Annotated in this window: 12 protein-coding genes; 4 read left to right on the forward strand and 8 right to left on the reverse strand. The window is 71.4% G+C overall.

Going from position 1 to position 16067, the window contains the following annotated elements; translation table 11 throughout:
• Positions 1 to 203 precede the first annotated feature (203 nt).
• From ACZ6EJ_RS11145 to ACZ6EJ_RS11155, 3 genes are all read left to right on the forward strand, one after another.
• A complete protein-coding gene (locus ACZ6EJ_RS11145; protein WP_469266275.1) occupies positions 204 to 1280 on the forward strand; it encodes a ParA family protein in 1077 nt (358 codons plus the stop codon).
• A complete protein-coding gene (locus ACZ6EJ_RS11150) occupies positions 1277 to 2368 on the forward strand; it encodes a ParB/RepB/Spo0J family partition protein (protein ID WP_469266277.1) in 1092 nt (363 codons plus the stop codon). The genes ACZ6EJ_RS11145 and ACZ6EJ_RS11150 overlap by 4 nt, the downstream gene beginning before the upstream one ends.
• 168 nt (positions 2369 to 2536) lie before the next feature.
• Entirely contained in the window at positions 2537 to 3154 is a 618-nt protein-coding gene (locus ACZ6EJ_RS11155) for a GNAT family N-acetyltransferase (protein ID WP_469266279.1), read from the forward strand.
• 150 nt (positions 3155 to 3304) lie between these two features.
• Here the strand turns inward: ACZ6EJ_RS11155 and trxA are convergent, their stop codons facing one another.
• The 7 genes from trxA to ACZ6EJ_RS11190 all read right to left on the reverse strand — a co-directional run bounded on the left by trxA (position 3305) and on the right by ACZ6EJ_RS11190 (position 12962).
• Entirely contained in the window at positions 3305 to 3640 is a 336-nt protein-coding gene (gene trxA, locus ACZ6EJ_RS11160; protein WP_469266281.1) for a thioredoxin, read from the reverse strand.
• Between the two features lie 44 nt (positions 3641 to 3684).
• Positions 3685 to 4656: a thioredoxin-disulfide reductase gene (trxB, locus tag ACZ6EJ_RS11165; RefSeq protein ID WP_469266283.1), complete on the reverse strand. Its 972-nt coding sequence runs from the start codon at positions 4654 to 4656 to the stop codon at positions 3685 to 3687.
• 113 nt (positions 4657 to 4769) lie between these two features.
• Positions 4770 to 5732, reverse strand: coding sequence for an anti-sigma factor family protein (locus ACZ6EJ_RS11170; protein ID WP_469266284.1), 963 nt, complete (start codon positions 5730 to 5732; stop codon positions 4770 to 4772).
• The gene (sigM, locus tag ACZ6EJ_RS11175) at positions 5729 to 6445 is read right to left on the reverse strand and encodes an RNA polymerase sigma factor SigM (RefSeq protein ID WP_469266286.1); all 717 of its coding nucleotides are present in this window, start codon (positions 6443 to 6445) and stop codon (positions 5729 to 5731) included. The genes ACZ6EJ_RS11170 and sigM overlap by 4 nt, the downstream gene beginning before the upstream one ends.
• A gap of 158 nt (positions 6446 to 6603) precedes the next feature.
• The gene (locus tag ACZ6EJ_RS11180; protein WP_469266288.1) at positions 6604 to 8322 is read right to left on the reverse strand and encodes a protein kinase family protein; all 1719 of its coding nucleotides are present in this window, start codon (positions 8320 to 8322) and stop codon (positions 6604 to 6606) included.
• A gap of 129 nt (positions 8323 to 8451) precedes the next feature.
• On the reverse strand, positions 8452 to 10626 hold the full coding sequence (murJ, locus tag ACZ6EJ_RS11185; RefSeq protein WP_469266290.1) for a murein biosynthesis integral membrane protein MurJ: 2175 nt from the start codon (positions 10624 to 10626) through the stop codon (positions 8452 to 8454).
• A 50-nt stretch (positions 10627 to 10676) separates the two neighbouring features.
• A complete protein-coding gene (locus tag ACZ6EJ_RS11190; RefSeq protein ID WP_469266292.1) occupies positions 10677 to 12962 on the reverse strand; it encodes a DUF6049 family protein in 2286 nt (761 codons plus the stop codon).
• Positions 12963 to 13143: 181 nt separating this feature from the next.
• On the opposite strand from ACZ6EJ_RS11190, the gene ACZ6EJ_RS11195 reads away from it, so the two are divergent.
• Positions 13144 to 14586, forward strand: a complete 1443-nt coding sequence (locus tag ACZ6EJ_RS11195) for a CCA tRNA nucleotidyltransferase (protein ID WP_469266293.1) — start codon at positions 13144 to 13146, stop codon at positions 14584 to 14586.
• A gap of 100 nt (positions 14587 to 14686) precedes the next feature.
• Here ACZ6EJ_RS11195 and ACZ6EJ_RS11200 read toward each other — a convergent pair whose 3' ends face one another.
• Positions 14687 to 15955 carry an MFS transporter gene (locus tag ACZ6EJ_RS11200; protein ID WP_469266295.1) on the reverse strand — a complete coding sequence of 423 codons (1269 nt, stop codon included), beginning with the start codon at positions 15953 to 15955 and terminating at the stop codon, positions 14687 to 14689.
• Between the last annotated feature and the right edge of the window lie 112 nt (positions 15956 to 16067).

Consider the following 16067-nt stretch of genomic DNA (forward strand, 5'->3'; position numbering starts at 1 on the left):
GGGGTTCTTTGTGCCTTGTCCCCCCCCCCCCCACGTCTTTTTCTCCCCCCCCCCCCCCCCCCCCCCCCCCCCCCCCCCCCCCCCCCCCCCCCCCCCCCCCCCCCCCCCCCCCCCCCCCCAAACCCGGACGGGTTGCCGAGTTGTCCACACGCACCGATTCATCCACAGAACAGCGGGCCTCGCTGGTTCACGACCCCGGAAGCATGGCAGGCTCTCTGCATTGCGAGCCTGAAGTCGAGGAGAGTGAATCCTTGCGGTCCGACGCCAACATCGCGGGACCGATGACCGACCCGGTCCCCGGTCCCCGAACCGAGTCCGCGGGGGAGGATGTTTCACGTGAAACATCGCCCCCGACGGACGACACACCCATCGGTCGTGCCGCTCAACTGGCGGTCGACGCCCTCGGCCGCACGGGCGAGGGGATGCCGCGCCCTGACAGCACCCGCATCATGGTGGTGGCCAACCAGAAGGGCGGGGTCGGCAAGACGACCACGACCGTCAACCTCGCCGCCTCCCTGGCCCTGCACGGCGCCCGCGTCCTGGTGATCGACCTCGACCCGCAGGGGAACGCCTCCACGGCCTTGGGTATCGATCACCACGCCGACGTCCCGTCGATCTACGACGTCCTGGTGGACAGCCGCCCCCTCTCCGAGGTGGTCCAGCCGGTCCGCGACGTCGAGGGCCTCTTCTGCGCGCCCGCCACCATCGATCTCGCCGGTGCGGAGATCGAGCTGGTGTCCCTGGTGGCGCGTGAGAGCCGGCTCCAGCGGGCCGTACAGGCGTACGAGCAGCCGTTGGACTACATTCTCATCGACTGCCCGCCCTCGCTCGGCCTGCTCACGGTGAACGCGCTGGTGGCCGGAGCCGAGGTGCTGATCCCGATCCAGTGCGAGTACTACGCGCTGGAGGGCTTGGGCCAGCTCCTGCGGAACGTCGACCTGGTGCGGGGCCACCTCAACCCGGATCTGCACGTCTCGACGATCCTGCTGACGATGTACGACGGCCGGACGAGGCTCGCCTCGCAGGTCGCCGAGGAAGTCCGCACCCACTTCGGCAAGGAGGTGCTGCGGACGAGCATTCCGCGGTCGGTACGCATCTCGGAAGCCCCGAGTTACGGGCAGACCGTGCTGACCTACGACCCCGGCTCCAGTGGTTCGCTCTCCTACCTCGAAGCCGCCCGCGAGATCGCCCTGCGGGGCGTCGGGGTGCATTACGAGGCCCAGCACGCCCACATGGGCAGTCAGAACAGCCAGCAGAACGTTTCGGAGGGCCTTCAGTGAGTGAGCGTCGTAGAGGACTGGGGCGTGGGCTCGGTGCGCTCATCCCGGCAGCCCCCCAGGAGAAGCCGGTGGGGACGTCCCCGGGCGGCACGGCGGTCGGCGCCGGCTCGGTTCGTACGGCGGAGCGCGGGGTGGCCGCCGCGAAGGTCACCGCGCTGCCTTCCGCCCCGCTGGTGCCGGAGCCTGCCTCCGTCCCGGAGGACCGGCCGGTTCAGGGCGTTGGCGTGTCGGGGGCGTACTTCGCCGAGCTGCCGATCGGATCGATCACTCCGAACCCGCGCCAGCCCCGTGAGGTGTTCGACGAGGACGCGCTGGCCGAGCTGGTCACCTCCGTCAAGGAGGTCGGTCTGCTCCAGCCGGTCGTCGTGCGCCCGGCGGGCCAGGACCGCTACGAGCTCATCATGGGGGAGCGTCGTTGGCGGGCGTGCCGTGAAGCGGGGCTGGAGCGGATTCCCACCATCGTCCGCGCCACGGACGACGAGAAGCTGCTGCTGGACGCGCTGCTGGAGAACCTGCACCGGGCTCAGTTGAACCCGCTGGAAGAGGCTGCGGCGTACGACCAGTTGCTCAAGGACTTCAAGTGCACGCATGACCAGTTGGCCGACCGTATCGGCCGGTCCCGCCCCCAGGTGACCAACACCCTGCGGCTGTTGCGGCTGTCGCCGCCGGTGCAGAGCCAGGTCGCGGCGGGGGTGCTCTCGGCGGGTCACGCCCGCGCGCTGCTCTCCCTGGACGACGCCGAGGAGCAGGACCGGCTGGCGCAGCGCATCGTGGCCGAAGGGCTCTCGGTCCGCGGGGTCGAGGAGATCCTGGCGGTCATGGGCGCGCGGCCCACGAGGGCGTCGAAGCCCAAGGGCCCTCGGGCCGGAGGGCGGCTGTCGCCCGAGCTGAGCGAGCTGGCGACCCGGCTGTCGGACCGCTTCGAGACGCGGGTGAAGGTCGACCTGGGCCAGAAGAAGGGGAAGATCGTCGTCGAGTTCGCCTCGATGGAGGATCTGAACCGGATTCTCGGCAGCCTCGCGCCGGGCGAGGGCCGCGTGCTGGAGCGCAGGGGCGCCGAGGCGTCCGAGGAGGACGGCAAGGGCTGAGCATCGGGCCTCACGTCGAGGCCCGTGCGTCGAGGGCGGGCCATGGGCCGGTGCACACCGGAACACGGCCCGCCCTTTGCCATCTCTCGGTGTCCGCCGTCATCCCCGGTGGATACGATGCGTTTCCGCATGTGATGCGGTGGGCGAAGGAAATGAGGAATCGCCGTCATGGGGCGTCGGCTCGTACCACTCACCTTGGACAACCTTCCGGATCTCCCCGAGCGCTGCCGGTCATGTGTCTTCTGGGAGCTTGACCCGGTGAGCGGGGAAGCGGCGGTGAAGGCGGGGAAGCCCGGTCTGGAGAAGGAGGCCTGGATCTCCGCGGTTCTCCTGGAGTGGGGCTCCTGCGGCCGGGTGGCCTACGTGGACGACGTGCCGGTCGGCTTCGTTCTCTACGCCCCACCCGCGTACGTCCCCCGTTCGACGGCCTTTCCGACGAGCCCGGTCTCCCCCGACGCCGTTCAGCTCATCACCGGGCTGATCATGCCGGAGTACCGAAGCCAGGGGCTCGGCCGCGTGATGGTGCAGACCGTGGCCAAGGACGCCCTGCGTCGGGGCTTCAAAGCGATCGAGGCGTTCGGAGACGCCCGGTCCACGGAGGCGACCTGTGTGCTCCCCGCCGACCATCTGCTGGCGGTCGGCTTCAAGACCGTGCGTCCGCATCCCGCGTATCCGCGGTTGAGGCTGGAGCTGCGGACGACGCTCTCCTGGAAGGAGGACGTGGAGATGGCCCTCGACCGTCTCCTCGGCGCGGTGCAGAAAGAGCCCGTGCTGCGTCCGCTGTGATCCGGTCTGCGGCTCGGCGCGGTCTCATGGCTCTCCACGCCCAGGGACGCTGAGAGCGACCCTGGGGCTCCCTGGTCCGGATACGCGAAACGGGCCCGTCCCCTTGCCGGGGTGGGCCCGTTTCACGTGAAACATCGCGCAGGGGCGCTGCTACTTGCTGCTGATGAAGCCTTCGAGGTCGCGGAGGATCGCGGCCTTGGGCTTCGCGCCGACGATGGTCTTGGCGACCTCGCCACCCTGGTAGACGTTCAGGGTCGGGATGGACATCACGCCGTACTTGGCGGCGGTGTCCGGGTTCTCGTCGATGTTGAGCTTGACGATCTCGATCTCGTCGCCGTGCTCCGCCGCGATCGCCTCCAGCGAGGGGGCGATCTGACGGCACGGGCCGCACCAGGCGGCCCAGAAGTCCACCAGCACGGGCTTCGTGCTCTTGAGGACGACCTCGTCGAAGGTGCTGTCCGTAACGTTCTTCAGGGCGCCGGCCACGGCGTCCTCCTTACTCTCTCGGGGTGGGGGTGCGGGGAAGAAGGTCAGACGGCCGGGGTCTTCTCCGGCTCGGCCGGCTCCGCGTCCGCCAGGGCGGCCAGGAAGCGTTCGGCGTCCAGGGCGGCGGAGCAACCAGTGCCGGCCGCCGTGATCGCCTGGCGGTAGGTGTGGTCGACGACGTCTCCGGCGCCGAAGACACCGGTCAGGTTGGTGCGGGTGGAGGGCGCCTGGACCTTCAGGTAGCCCTCGTCGTCGAGTTCGAGCTGACCCTTGAACAGTTCGGTGCGCGGGTCGTGGCCGACGGCGATGAACAGCCCGGTGACCGGGAGCTCGGAGGTCTCGCCGGTCTTGGTGTTGCGCAGCGTCAGACCGGAGAGCTTCTGCTCGCCCTTGACCTCGGCGACCTCGCTGTCCCAGGCGAACGTGATCTTCGGGTCGGCGAAGGCGCGCTCCTGCATCGCCTTGGAGGCGCGCAGGGTGTCACGGCGGTGGACGATCGTGACGGACTTGGCGAAGCGGGAGAGGAAGGTCGCCTCCTCCATCGCGGTGTCGCCGCCGCCGACCACGGCGATGTCCTGGTCCTTGAAGAAGAAGCCGTCGCAGGTGGCGCACCAGGAGACGCCGCGTCCGGAGAGGGCGTCCTCGTTGGGCAGTCCGAGCTTGCGGTGCTGCGAGCCGGTCGTCACGATGACGGCCTTGGCCCGGTGGACGGTGCCGGCGGTGTCCGTGACGGTCTTGATGTCGCCGGTGAGGTCGACCGCGACCACGTCGTCCGGGATCAGCTCGGCGCCGAAGCGCTCGGCCTGGGCCCGCATGTTGTCCATGAGCTCGGGGCCCATGATGCCGTCCTGGAAGCCGGGGAAGTTCTCCACGTCGGTGGTGTTCATCAGCGCACCACCGGCGGTGACGGCGCCCTCGAAGACCAACGGGTTCAGCGAGGCGCGGGCGGTGTACAGCGCGGCGGTGTACCCGGCCGGTCCGGAGCCGATGATGATCACATTACGGACGTCGCTCACGGGTTTCTTCCTCGTCTCTGCAGACTGCCTACTGCCTACGGGGTCGGTTCAACGACTCTCACCCCACCCAACCGATCCTACGGGCGATGCATTCCCATCGGGTCGTAGCGGCTTCAGGGGCGGTCGTAGGCGCGCTTGAGCAGGAGCTGCCCGGTGGACTCGGGGTCGGTGTCCGCACACGAGGCGGCCACGATGGCGGCCTCGACGCGTGAGGCGTCGCTCGGGTGCGGAAGGACGACGAGGAAGGCGTCCTTACCCCGGTAGCTCCCCCGGTCGAGAGCGAGTGCCGGCGCGGTGCTGCCGGTCGCCTTCTGGACGCAGGCGGGCACGGGGACGGAGGAGGCGGTGAGGGGGTTCGGAAGCGTTTCCGCCTCGGGGGTGGCGGCTTCGCCGGTCGTCCGGGCGTCGGCGTTCGGCGGCATCTTCCGCGCGTCCGTGCTCCGGGGCGCGGCTTCGTCCTTGATCAGATCCCGGACCTGAGCTTCGAGCGTGCCGTCCGTGTAGGCGGACGCATCGCTCCTCGTCGGGCTGACTCCCCTGTCGGCCGTCGCCCGCGAGGAGTCCTCGGACGGGTCGAGGGCCTGGACGAAGAGGACGCTCATCCCGATGATCGCCGCACCGAACGCCGCACCGAGAAGGGCGGTGCGGCGGCGGCGCGCGGGACGGCGCCCCGGTCCGGTGGCCGCGCGTCCGCGTGCGGAAGGGCGGTCGGGGGCGGCTGCGCCGGTGCGGCTCGCAGCGGAAGGGGTCCTTGCGGACGCGGTGGACGTGGCACCGGTCGATGTTTCACGTGAAACATCGACCGGCTCGTCCGCGGAGGGCGCGGCGGAGCGGGCCTCGGCCACGAGCGCCGCGTCGATGCGTGCGGCGATGTCCTCGGGCATCGGTTCCGGGTCGGGCAGGGCGCCGAGCAGTGCGCGGACCTCGTCGAGCGCATCGCGCATCTCCGTGCAGAGGGCGCACGACGCGATGTGGTCGAGGACTTCCGAGGTACGGGAGGGGGAGAGCAGCCCCTCGGTGAGGTCGGAGATCTCCGATGCCTCCGGGTGCTTAGCCGCGTCGGCCGTGGATGTCATGGGCGCCCACCCCCTCCCTTCGTGGCGGCAGGATCGCTTGCTCCCGCATCTCGTGGCTCTGACGCTGGTGGGACGGATGGACCGGACGTCCGGTTCCTCGTGTCGGCGTCGTCGGCCCGGTCGGTGTCCCGCTCCCCGGTTCCGCCGCGCAGATGGCGGACCAGGGGCGCCAGCCGCGCCCGGCCGCGGGCACACCGGCTCTTCACGGTGCCGGACGGCACCTCCAGGATGGCGGCGGCCTCGGCGACCGGATAGCCCTGCATGTCGACCAGGACGAGGGCCGCTCGCTGCTCGACGGGCAGCGTGGCCAGTGCTTCCTGTAGCTGCCGGTGGAGGTCCTGCCGCACGGCGGGGGCCTCGGCCGACTCGTGGGGCTCCAGCAGCCGGTCGAGCCGCTCGGCGTCGTCCACGGGCGACGTCTTGCGGGAGGCCGCCTTGCGGACCCGGTCGAGGCAGGCGTTGACGGTGATCCGGTGGAGCCAGGTGGTGACGGCGGACTGCCCGCGGAAGGTGTGGGCGGCCCGGAAGGCGGAGACCAGGGCGTCCTGCACGGCGTCGGCCGCTTCCTCCCTGTCCCCCAGCGTCCGCAGCGCCACGGCCCAGAGCCGGTCGCGGTGGCGGCGTACGAGTTCACCGAAGGCGTCGGCGTCACCGGAGACGTGCCGGGCGAGCAGGTCCGAGTCGCTCGGCGCCTCTGGTGGGACGGAATCCACCGTCTCCCCCTCCGAACCGGGTTCGATGTCGCGTGTGGGCCGCACCGACGATGCGGTGCGGTGGGGAGAAGACTGCCGTCAGGGAAGCGACGGCCGCAACCCTTGGCCTTCGTCGGGGCCCGGAAGAGGGCCGGCCCGCCTTTCCGACGGGCTGCGGGTCAGCCGAGGACGGTGATGTCGGTGATGCCGCCGCGGTAGCCGCCCGTTCCGTCCGGGGGGAGCTCGGTGACGTGCACCAGGATGTAACGGGTGCGGATGGGTTTGTCGAGCTTCTCGTTGATCGTGCTGCCCGCGACCGTCCGCTCGACGATCGGCTGGTCGAACTCCTCCAGAGTGGACGGTGCTGAGGCGTCCGCGTCCGCAGCCCGCACGGCCGTCGTCTGACCGCTGCGGTACAGGGTGATGTCGACGCCGGAGACGTCCCGCACCTTGCCGAGGTCGAGGATGATGCCGCTGCCTCCCGAGCGCTGGGGCAGATTGCCGAAGTTGGCGAAGCCCTCGTACCGGGGGGTGATCCAGGACGTGGCCGCACTGCCGTCGACGGTGTTCGGCACGGACCCCTGCTTGATGCCGGAACCGTCCGGCATGAACTCCGTGGCTTGCGCGATGGTCAGCGGCTCGGCGGACGGAGCGGGAAGTTTGCCCTTGTTCTTCTCGTTCTCGTCGGTCTGGTTGACACCGCTGTCGCCGGACCCCTTGCCCCGGTCGAGCAGGGCCTCCGCGAGCTGCCAACTGCCCAGGCCCAGGGCGGCGATGAGGAGGGCCGAGACGGTCCACTTGAGCACGCGGCCGGTGCGGCTCTGGAGCGGCGGCGGAGGGGCCATCACGGGCTGGGCGATGGCCGACGGGTGCGTGGAGGGGCGGCCGTACGTGCCCTGCTGGTAGGTCGTGCGCTGGTAGGCGGGCGGGGCGGCGAACGTGGGCTCCGGCGGGAGGATGCGTGGCAGGGCGGCCACGGCCTTGGCCAGCTCCTCGGGAGAGGTGCAGGGCGGTTCCTGGCGGGACGCGGTGGCGCCGTCGTTGGCGAGGGCGCGCATCGCCAGCTCGGACAGGCCGCGGTGGACGCCGGCCCGGACCTGGTCCGGGGCGATGAGCCCCATGCCCTTGGGCAGGCCGGCGAGTCCGTAGGCGTCGTTCTCGTACGGCCAGCGGTGGGTCAGCGCGGCGTACAGGAGCGCGCCGATGGCCTCGGTGTCCGTACGGAGCGGGCGCTCGGCGGTGATGCCGCGCAGGGCGGCGTTCACGGCGAGGCCGCGGATGCGGTACTGGCCGGTGGAGCTGCGCAGTACCGCACCGGGGGTCAGGCGCAGATGGGCCAGCCCCTCGCGGTGGGCGGCGGCCATCGCCTGGGAGAGCTGGCTGACGAGCTGGTAGGCGTCGTGGGCCTCCATCGGCCCGGCGGCGAGCAGAGCGGTGAGCTCGGTGGCGTCGGGGAGCCACTCGTGGACGACGTAGACGAGGTCGTCCTCCTCGACGGCGTCCAGCACCTGGACGAAGCGGGGATCGCCGAGCAGGGCCGACGAGCGGGCCGCGGCCAGCACCGAGCGGGCTCGCGGGTGGTCGGCGGGCAGCAGGTGGACGCCGACCGCGCGGCGCAGCTTCTCGTCGACCGCCCGCCAACTGCTGAACCCGTCCAGGCGCGTGACGCACTCCTCCAGGCGGTAGCGCCCGGCGAGCTTGTGGCCGCTGTGCAGGTCGGGCGTCGCCGGAACGGTTTCGGAGCGCTCCCGCCCGCGGTCGGCGTCCTGGGGGCTCGCGCCCTTGGTCTTCTCGGCTTGCGCCGTCCCGTCGGTCGTGGCCCCGTCCGCCTTGGCGGTCGGCGGCTCGCCGCCGCCGTTGTCGGCCACGTCGACGGCAGCCGTGCTACGTTCCGCCACCGTCGTTCCTGCCTCCCCATCCGTTGCGCGATGCCAGCCAGCTCTGCACAGTCACGCCAATTGTGCCCACACTCCGGCGCTATGCACGACACGCGGTGTCCGGCGATGGTTGTGCGGCAGGGGGCTCATTCAGCGTCCGAGCCGTCCCCGGACCATCCCGACCAGGCCGTTGACCTCTTCGATGCGCATCTTCTTCGCCGCGACGAAGAAGGTGCCCATCAGGAGGACGCCACCGCAGACCAGCGCGATCAACGAGCCGAGGGCGCCGGATCCCAGAAGCTCCAGGATCCCGAACCCGACCCCGCCGCCGACCAGGGCGGCGGGCACCGCGGCCATGCAGAGACGGGCGTACGTGCGCACGATGTGCGCTCCGTCCAGATCGCCGCCCAGCCGGTTGCGCAGGCGGCGCCAGGCGACGCCGACGCCGACCGCGTAGGCCAGGCCGTAGGAGAAGGCCATGCCGACGACGGCCCAGCGGGCGGGCAGGACGACGTAGCAGAGTGCGGAGGCGGCGGCGTTGACGGCGGCCACGATGACGGTGTTGTAGAAGGGGGTGCGGGTGTCCTCGTAGGCGTAGAAGCCGCGGAGCACGACGTACTGCACGGAGTACGGGATCAGCCCGAGCGCGAAGGCCATGAGGATGAAGCCCATGGACCGGGCGGCCTCGGCGCCGCTGGAGGCGTAGAGGAGGGTGCACATCGGCAGGCCGAGCGCCAGGAAGGAGAAGGCCACCGGGACGATGGCGACGGCCGAGTTGCGCAGCCCCTGCGAGAGGTCGTCGCGGACCGCGCCCGGATCGTCGTCGTGGGCGGCGCGGGAGATGCGGGGCAGCAGCGCGGCCATGACGGAGACGGTGATGATGGCCTGCGGCATCCCCCAGATGAGCTGGGCGTTGGAGTAGGCGAGGAAGCCGGTGCCGTCGTGGCCCGAGGCCTTGCCGGCCGCTGTGGAGAGCTGGGTGACGACCAGGACCCCTGCCTGGTTGGCCAGGACGAACAGCACGGTCCACTTGGCCAGCTTGACCGTCTTGCCGAGCCCGTGGCCCCGCCAGTCGAAGCGCGGGCGGAAGCGGAAGCCCGTCTCGCGCAGGTAGGGGATCATCGCGAGCGACTGGACGGCCAGCCCGAGCAGGGTGCCGAGGCCGAGCAGCCGGATGCCCTCCGGCGGGATGGTGTCCACGCCCATCTGCGACTCGGCGGAGGTGCCGTAGACCCAGATGAACAGTCCGAACGTGGTGATCATGACGATGTTGTTCAGGACCGGGGTCCACATCATCGCGCCGAACTTGCCGCGGGCGTTGAGGATCTGGCCCATCACCACGTGCACGCCCATGAAGAAGATGGTGGGCAGGCAGTAGCGGGCGAAGGTGACGGCGACGCTGTTGGCGGCGACGTCGTTCGCGATCGTGGGCGACAGCATGTGGATGAGCGTCGGAGCGGCGAAGACCGCGAGGGCGACGATCAGTCCGAGCGCGACCATCACGAGGGTCAGCAGGCGGTTGGCGAAGGCCTCGCCGCCGTCGTCGTCGTCCTTCATGGCCCGGATGAGCTGGGGGACGAAGACCGAGTTGAGGCCGCCGCCGACGGTGAGGATGTAGATCATCGTCGGCAGGGTGTACGCGATGGTGAAGCTGTCACCGAGCATCGCGGCGCCGAGCGCGGCGGTGATCACCAGCGACCGGACGAATCCGGTGAGCCGCGAGACGAGGGTGCCGGCCGCCATGACGGCGCTGGACTTGAGGAGCCCGGAGACCTTGCCGCCGCTCTTGGCGGGCGGCGGCGCGGGGGCGGGCTCGGGGGCCGCCGGGGGCGCGGGCGGCCCGGGGGGGCGTCCCGATCCTTCCTGGTCCCGGAAGAGGTGGGCGAAGGCGTCCGTCTCCCCCCGGTCGTCCGACGCCCGGGTGACCAGGTCGTCGACGCCGACGAACTGGGTGGTCGCCGGGTGGTCGCCGTACGGGAGGTGCCGGGAGGGGCCGGAGGGTTCGGGCGGTGGGGTCTGGGCCCAGATGCGCGGATCGGGGGCGTACGGGGCGGGCGGCGGCTGCTGGTAGAGCGGCTGCGGCTCCTGATAGGCGCCGGGGGGCGGCGGGGGGTGCGAGGCCCGGTCGTAGAGGGCCTCGCCCACCGGGTCCTGGGCGGTCAGGTCGTGGGCCCGGTAGGGATCGTCCTCGTAGGCGTGCTGGAGATACGGGTCCGGAGGAACCGTGCCGCCCTGGGCCGGGTCCGGAGGAGGAACAGGCGGACCGCCCGGATAGGCTGCTCCGCCCGCGCCCTGTCCGCGGTCACCGTCGTACGGCGCGTTCATCGAAACCCCTACCTCATCGTCCCCGGCCGACCGGCCACGACAGACATCGCTCAACGGTCCACTTTCTCACCCGTTGCCGACGGGGCCCCGCTTTCCGGACCGGTGTCCGGTGCCGGGTCACTCGGCTGCTCGGGTTCGCCGCCGGCGCCGTCCGCCGTGTCGCTTGCCACGGCCCGCTTGCGGTGGGTGTACATCCGGACGCCCGCCAGCACCAGGAGCAGCAGGCCGCCGGCGATCACGAGCAGCACGGTGGGCGTCACCTCGGAGACCTTCACGGTGAAGGTCATCTCCTCGCCGTACGGGGTGCCGTCCTCGGTGAACAGCCGGGCGGTGACACGGGCCCGGCCGTTGGCGCTGGTCGCCGTGTCGAACTTGACCGACTGGCTGTGCCCGCCCGCGATGCTGACCGGCAGCTCGGCCATGTTCCCGTCGTCGTTGAACTTGAGCCGGATGTTGTCCGAGGTCAGCCGGAGGACCAGCCGGTCGACGCCCTGGACCAGCTTGTTCTGCACCGTCACCGGGATCGTCGCGCTGCGCCCGGAGAGGGTCACGTCCGACTTCTCGATGAGCTGGACCTCGTTGGTGAGGCCCCGCAGATATCCGCCGACGTCGTCCCGGTACTGCTGGGCCTCCAGGGGCCGGCCCCGCCAGGAGGTCGACATCGAGCGGTTGACCGCGTTGCCGAAGGGCGTCACCACGCGTTCGGGCTGCGTGAGGATGGTCTGGAAGCCGTCGAGCGACCCCTGGGTGCTCCGGATGTCCTGGAACGCCTGAGTGGGCAGCTCCTGGGTGCGGAGCTTCTTCGGGTACGCGGAGGACCTGGGGACCTTGGTGGTCGCTCGGGGGTCCGGCTTCACCTCGGCGGCGGCGACCAGGTCGAGCGGCTGCGTCCAGCGGTTGCCCGTCAGCCCCTCCAGGGCGCGGGCCATCGTCTGGGCCTGGGCGGCGGTCGGCATCCGGGGCGGCGCCACGACGATGCTGCGCTCGTTGTCCGGCGCCTGCTCGGTCACCGAGAGGGTTTGGGCGAGGAACTTCTGCACCGCGCGGGTGGAGGCCTCCGCCCTGGACATGTCGCGGTCGAACAGGGTCGACAGCCGGGCGTCGGCGACGACCGCGGTGGTGCCCCCGCCGATCGGCCGGGCCGCGGTCGGGGTGTACGGCAGCCGCCCCGCTTCCCGGAAGCTGTCGCTGCGGGCGATCACGTTGTGGGCCCCGGCGGAGGTCGCCACATCGACGATCGAGGGGTCCACGGCGCCGTTCACGGGCCAGGCGAAGTCGGTGGACGGCTTCACGTGGAGGATGGTCTCCACCGTGGTGGCGGCCACCGTGGAGGCGGTCTGCAGATGGCTGAGCGTGCCCGAGACGGTCGTGCCGCGGTGCGCGATGGAGGCGAGGTCGGGGTCGGCGAACGGCAGCGCGATCACCTTTCCGTCCTCCACCACCTTCTCCAGGGCGGTGAGCCACTGCTTGGCGACGGCCTGGCTCTTCCCCGGCACGGTCGTGTCCCCCGACTCGACCTCGTACCTCCCGGCCATCGCGGCGACGCTCGCCAGCAGGTCCGGATCGACGACCCAGGTTACCGGGTACCGGCTGCCCAGGGAGACCAACTGCTCCAGTCGGCCGCCGGGCGCCAGCTCCTTCGCCAGGGCGTCGTCGGTGAACACGGGCGTCTGCTGTTCGTCCGAGCGCGTCTCCGCGGTGACGTGCGGGGAGGCGATCAACGGCCACAGGAAGGTGAGCTTGGTCCTGCTCCCGCTCGCCTCCGGCTGCCAGGGGAGGAACGAGCGCTCGATGCCCAGCACCTGTTCGTAGCGGTCGGTGGCGGTGCGGCCGGAGACCGAGACGCCGACCTGGTAGACGCCCGGATCGTCCAGACCCAGCTTGTCGACGGGCACGGAGAGCGTGAAGTCCTGACTGATCCCCCTGCGGAGCTTGGGGAACTTCACCGTGTACTTCCCGCCGAGGGCCTCGGCGTCGACGCCGGGTACGTATTTCGTGCGCTTGGCGGCGTCGTCGACCTCTCCCCGGCCGGAGAGCCGGGGCCCGACCCGGAGATCGACCTCGGCGCTGCTGATCGTCTCCGCGCCCTGGTTGGTCAGGGTCCCGGCGATCGTCAGGGTGTCGTTCTCCGAGGGGACGCTCGGGGAGAGGGTGTTCAGGGACACGTCGACCGTACGGGAGCCCGTGGGGGCCTTGGCGGGTTCCGCGGCCTCGGCGGCCGGAACGGCCAGCAGGCCGGTCAGCAGGGGCGCTCCGAGCACCGCGGAGGCGGTGCGCCGCAGCCACCGGCGGGCAGGAGAGGGACGCGTCTCCTGGAAGTCTGCCGCCTCGGCCACGCGCGTACCCGTCCCTCGTCGTCGTCAGGTTCTGTCGGTCGTTGTCGATCCTGCGTCCCCGCATGGTAACGAGGTGCGCCGGGCCGGAGTGCTGGGGTCCGCGCCACATGATCGCGGGCGGTCCGCGGGCCCCGGCAAACCGTGACGCCTCGGCCGGTCCGGGCACGTACCCTTTTCTGTTGTGCCGAACGCCAACGAAGAGAACGCCAGTGCACTGAGCCAGGTGCAGCACCGCGCGGTGAGTGAGCTGCTCCGGGTCTCCCCGGTCGCCGACGACCTCGCCCGTCGATTCGAGGAGGCCGGGTTCCACCTCGCGCTGGTCGGGGGATCGGTCCGCGACGCGCTGCTGGGCCGGCTCGGGAACGACCTGGACTTCACCACCGACGCCCGCCCCGAGGACGTGCTCAAGATCGTCCGGCCGTGGGCCGACGCGGTGTGGGAGGTCGGCATCGCCTTCGGCACCGTCGGCTCGCAGAAGGACGGCTACCAGATCGAGGTCACGACCTACCGGTCGGAGGCGTACGACAGGACCTCGCGCAAGCCGGAGGTCTCCTACGGCGACTCCATCGAGGACGATCTCGTACGCCGCGACTTCACGGTCAACGCGATGGCCGTGGCCCTTCCGCAGAAGGCGTTCGTCGATCCGCACGACGGTCTGAAGGACTTGGCCGACCGGGTGCTGCGCACGCCGGGAACGCCCGAGGCGTCCTTCTCCGACGACCCGCTGCGCATGTTGCGCGCGGCCAGGTTCGCCGCGCAGCTCGACTTCGAGGTCGCCCCCGACGTCGTGACCGCGATGACGGAGATGGCCGCGCGGATCGAGATCGTGTCCGCCGAGCGGGTCCGCGAGGAGCTGAACAAGCTGCTGCTCTCCCCGCACCCCCGCAAGGGCCTGGGTCTCCTCGTGGACACCGGGCTCGCCGACCACGTGCTGCCCGAGCTTCCCGCTCTGCGGCTGGAGAGTGACGAGCACCACCGTCACAAGGACGTCTACGAGCACTCGCTGACCGTCCTGGAGCAGGCCATCGACCTGGAGGAGGACGGCCCCGATCTGGTGCTGCGCCTCGCCGCGCTGCTCCACGACATCGGCAAGCCGCGGACGCGCCGCTTCGAGAAGGACGGCCGTGTCTCCTTCCACCACCACGAGGTGGTGGGCGCGAAGATGGCCAAGAAGCGCATGACCGAACTGAAGTACTCCAACGACCTGGTCAAGGACGTGGCGAAGCTGGTGGAACTCCACCTGCGCTTCCACGGCTACGGCGACGGCGAGTGGACCGACTCTGCGGTGCGCCGCTATGTGCGCGACGCCGGGCCTCTCCTCGAACGCCTCCACAAGCTGACCCGGTCGGACTGCACGACACGGAACAAGCGCAAGGCGAACGCGCTCTCCCGCACCTATGACGGGTTGGAGGAGCGCATCGCCCTGCTGCGGGAGCAGGAGGAGCTGAGCTCCATCCGCCCCGACCTGAACGGCAACGAGATCATGCAGGTCCTCGACGTCGGACCCGGCCCGGTGATCGGCGAGGCGTACGCCTTCCTGCTGGAGCTGCGTCTGGAGCGCGGCCCCCTGGAGCGGGACGCCGCGGTGGCGGCGCTCAAGGAGTGGTGGGCCCAGCAGGGCTGAGTCCGGCGGCGTGGTGTTTCACGTGAAACATCGCCTGCCGCGGGGTGCTGAGGGGCGATGTTTCACGTGAAACATCGCCCCTCAGCGCGTCGATGGGCGATCACCGCGCGAGGTCCGTGCGGCGGCGACGGGACAGGGCCACCGCGACGCCGGCGTACAGCGCCGCCACGGCCCCGAGCACAGTGGCGGATCTGCCGTCCGGGGGGAGCATCAGGGCCGCTACGCCCGCCGAACCCACGAACGACACGTTGAAGAGCACGTCGTAGAGCGAGAAGACCCGGCCGCGGAAGGAATCGTCGACCGAGGTCTGGACGACCGTGTCCGTCGCGATCTTCGCGCCCTGCGTCACGACGCCGAGGACGAACGCGGCGATCAGCATCGGGTGGAGGGCGAAGGAGAGCCCCAGGGCGGGCACCAGCACCGCAGCGGTCCCGGCGCAGGCCACGATCCAGCCGTACCGCCCGAGCCGCTCCACGGCCCACGGGGTGAGCGCGGCGGCGACGAAGAACCCCGCGCCGGACGCCCCCACGGCCAGTCCGAGCAGGGCCAGCCCGTCGGACTCCGTGTCCGACCAGGCGTACCGGCACAGCATGAGCACCACCACGGTGAGCGCGCCGTAGCAGAAGCGGAGCACGGTCATGGCGGCCAGAGCCCCGGAGGCGTGCGGGCGGCGCGCCAGGTGGCGCAGCCCGGCGACCAGCCCGCGCGCCGTGACCGCCAGAGCCGCCCGCAAGGGCACCGGACTCCCGCCGGGGTCGGGCCCCAGGAGCGCGCGCGGCAGGCGGAGCGACGCCAGGGCGGACAGCAGGTAGAGGGCCGCCCCCAGCAGGACGACCGCCGCGTCGGAGCCGTCGGCCACCAGCCGTACGAGGAAGGCGAGCCCGCCTCCCGCGGTGGCGGCCAGGGTCCCCGCGGTCGGGGAGATCGAGTTGGCGACGACGAGGCGCTCGTCGTCGACCACGCGCGGCAGCGCCGCCGAGAGGCCGGCCAGGACGAACCGGTTGACGGCGGTGACGCAGAGGGCGGAGGCGTAGAAGAGCCAGTCGGGCGCCGTCGCGAGGATCAGCAGTGCCGTGCAGCAGGCGAGAGAGGCCCGCAGGAGGTTGCCGTAGAGGAAGACCTGGCGGCGGGGCCAGCGGTCGAGCAGCACTCCGGCGAAGGGGCCGATCAGGGAGTACGGGAGGAGGAGCACGGCCATCGCGGAGGCGATGGCGGCGGGCGAGGTCTGCTTCTCCGGGGAGAAGACGACGTACGCGGCGAGGGCGACCTGGTAGACGCCGTCGGCGGACTGGGACAGGAGCCGCACGGTGAGGAGCCGCCGGAAGTTCCGCAGGCGCAGCAGCAGGCGCAGGTCACGCGCGACAGACATGGAAGCAGCGTCACACACGGCGGGGGGGGGGGGGGGGGGGGGGGGGGGGGGGGGGGGGGGGGGGGGGGGGGGGGGGGGGGGGGGGGGGGGGGGGGGGGGGGGGGGGGGGGGG

The sequence above is a fragment of the Streptomyces sp. NPDC041970 genome (genome assembly GCF_055588985.1).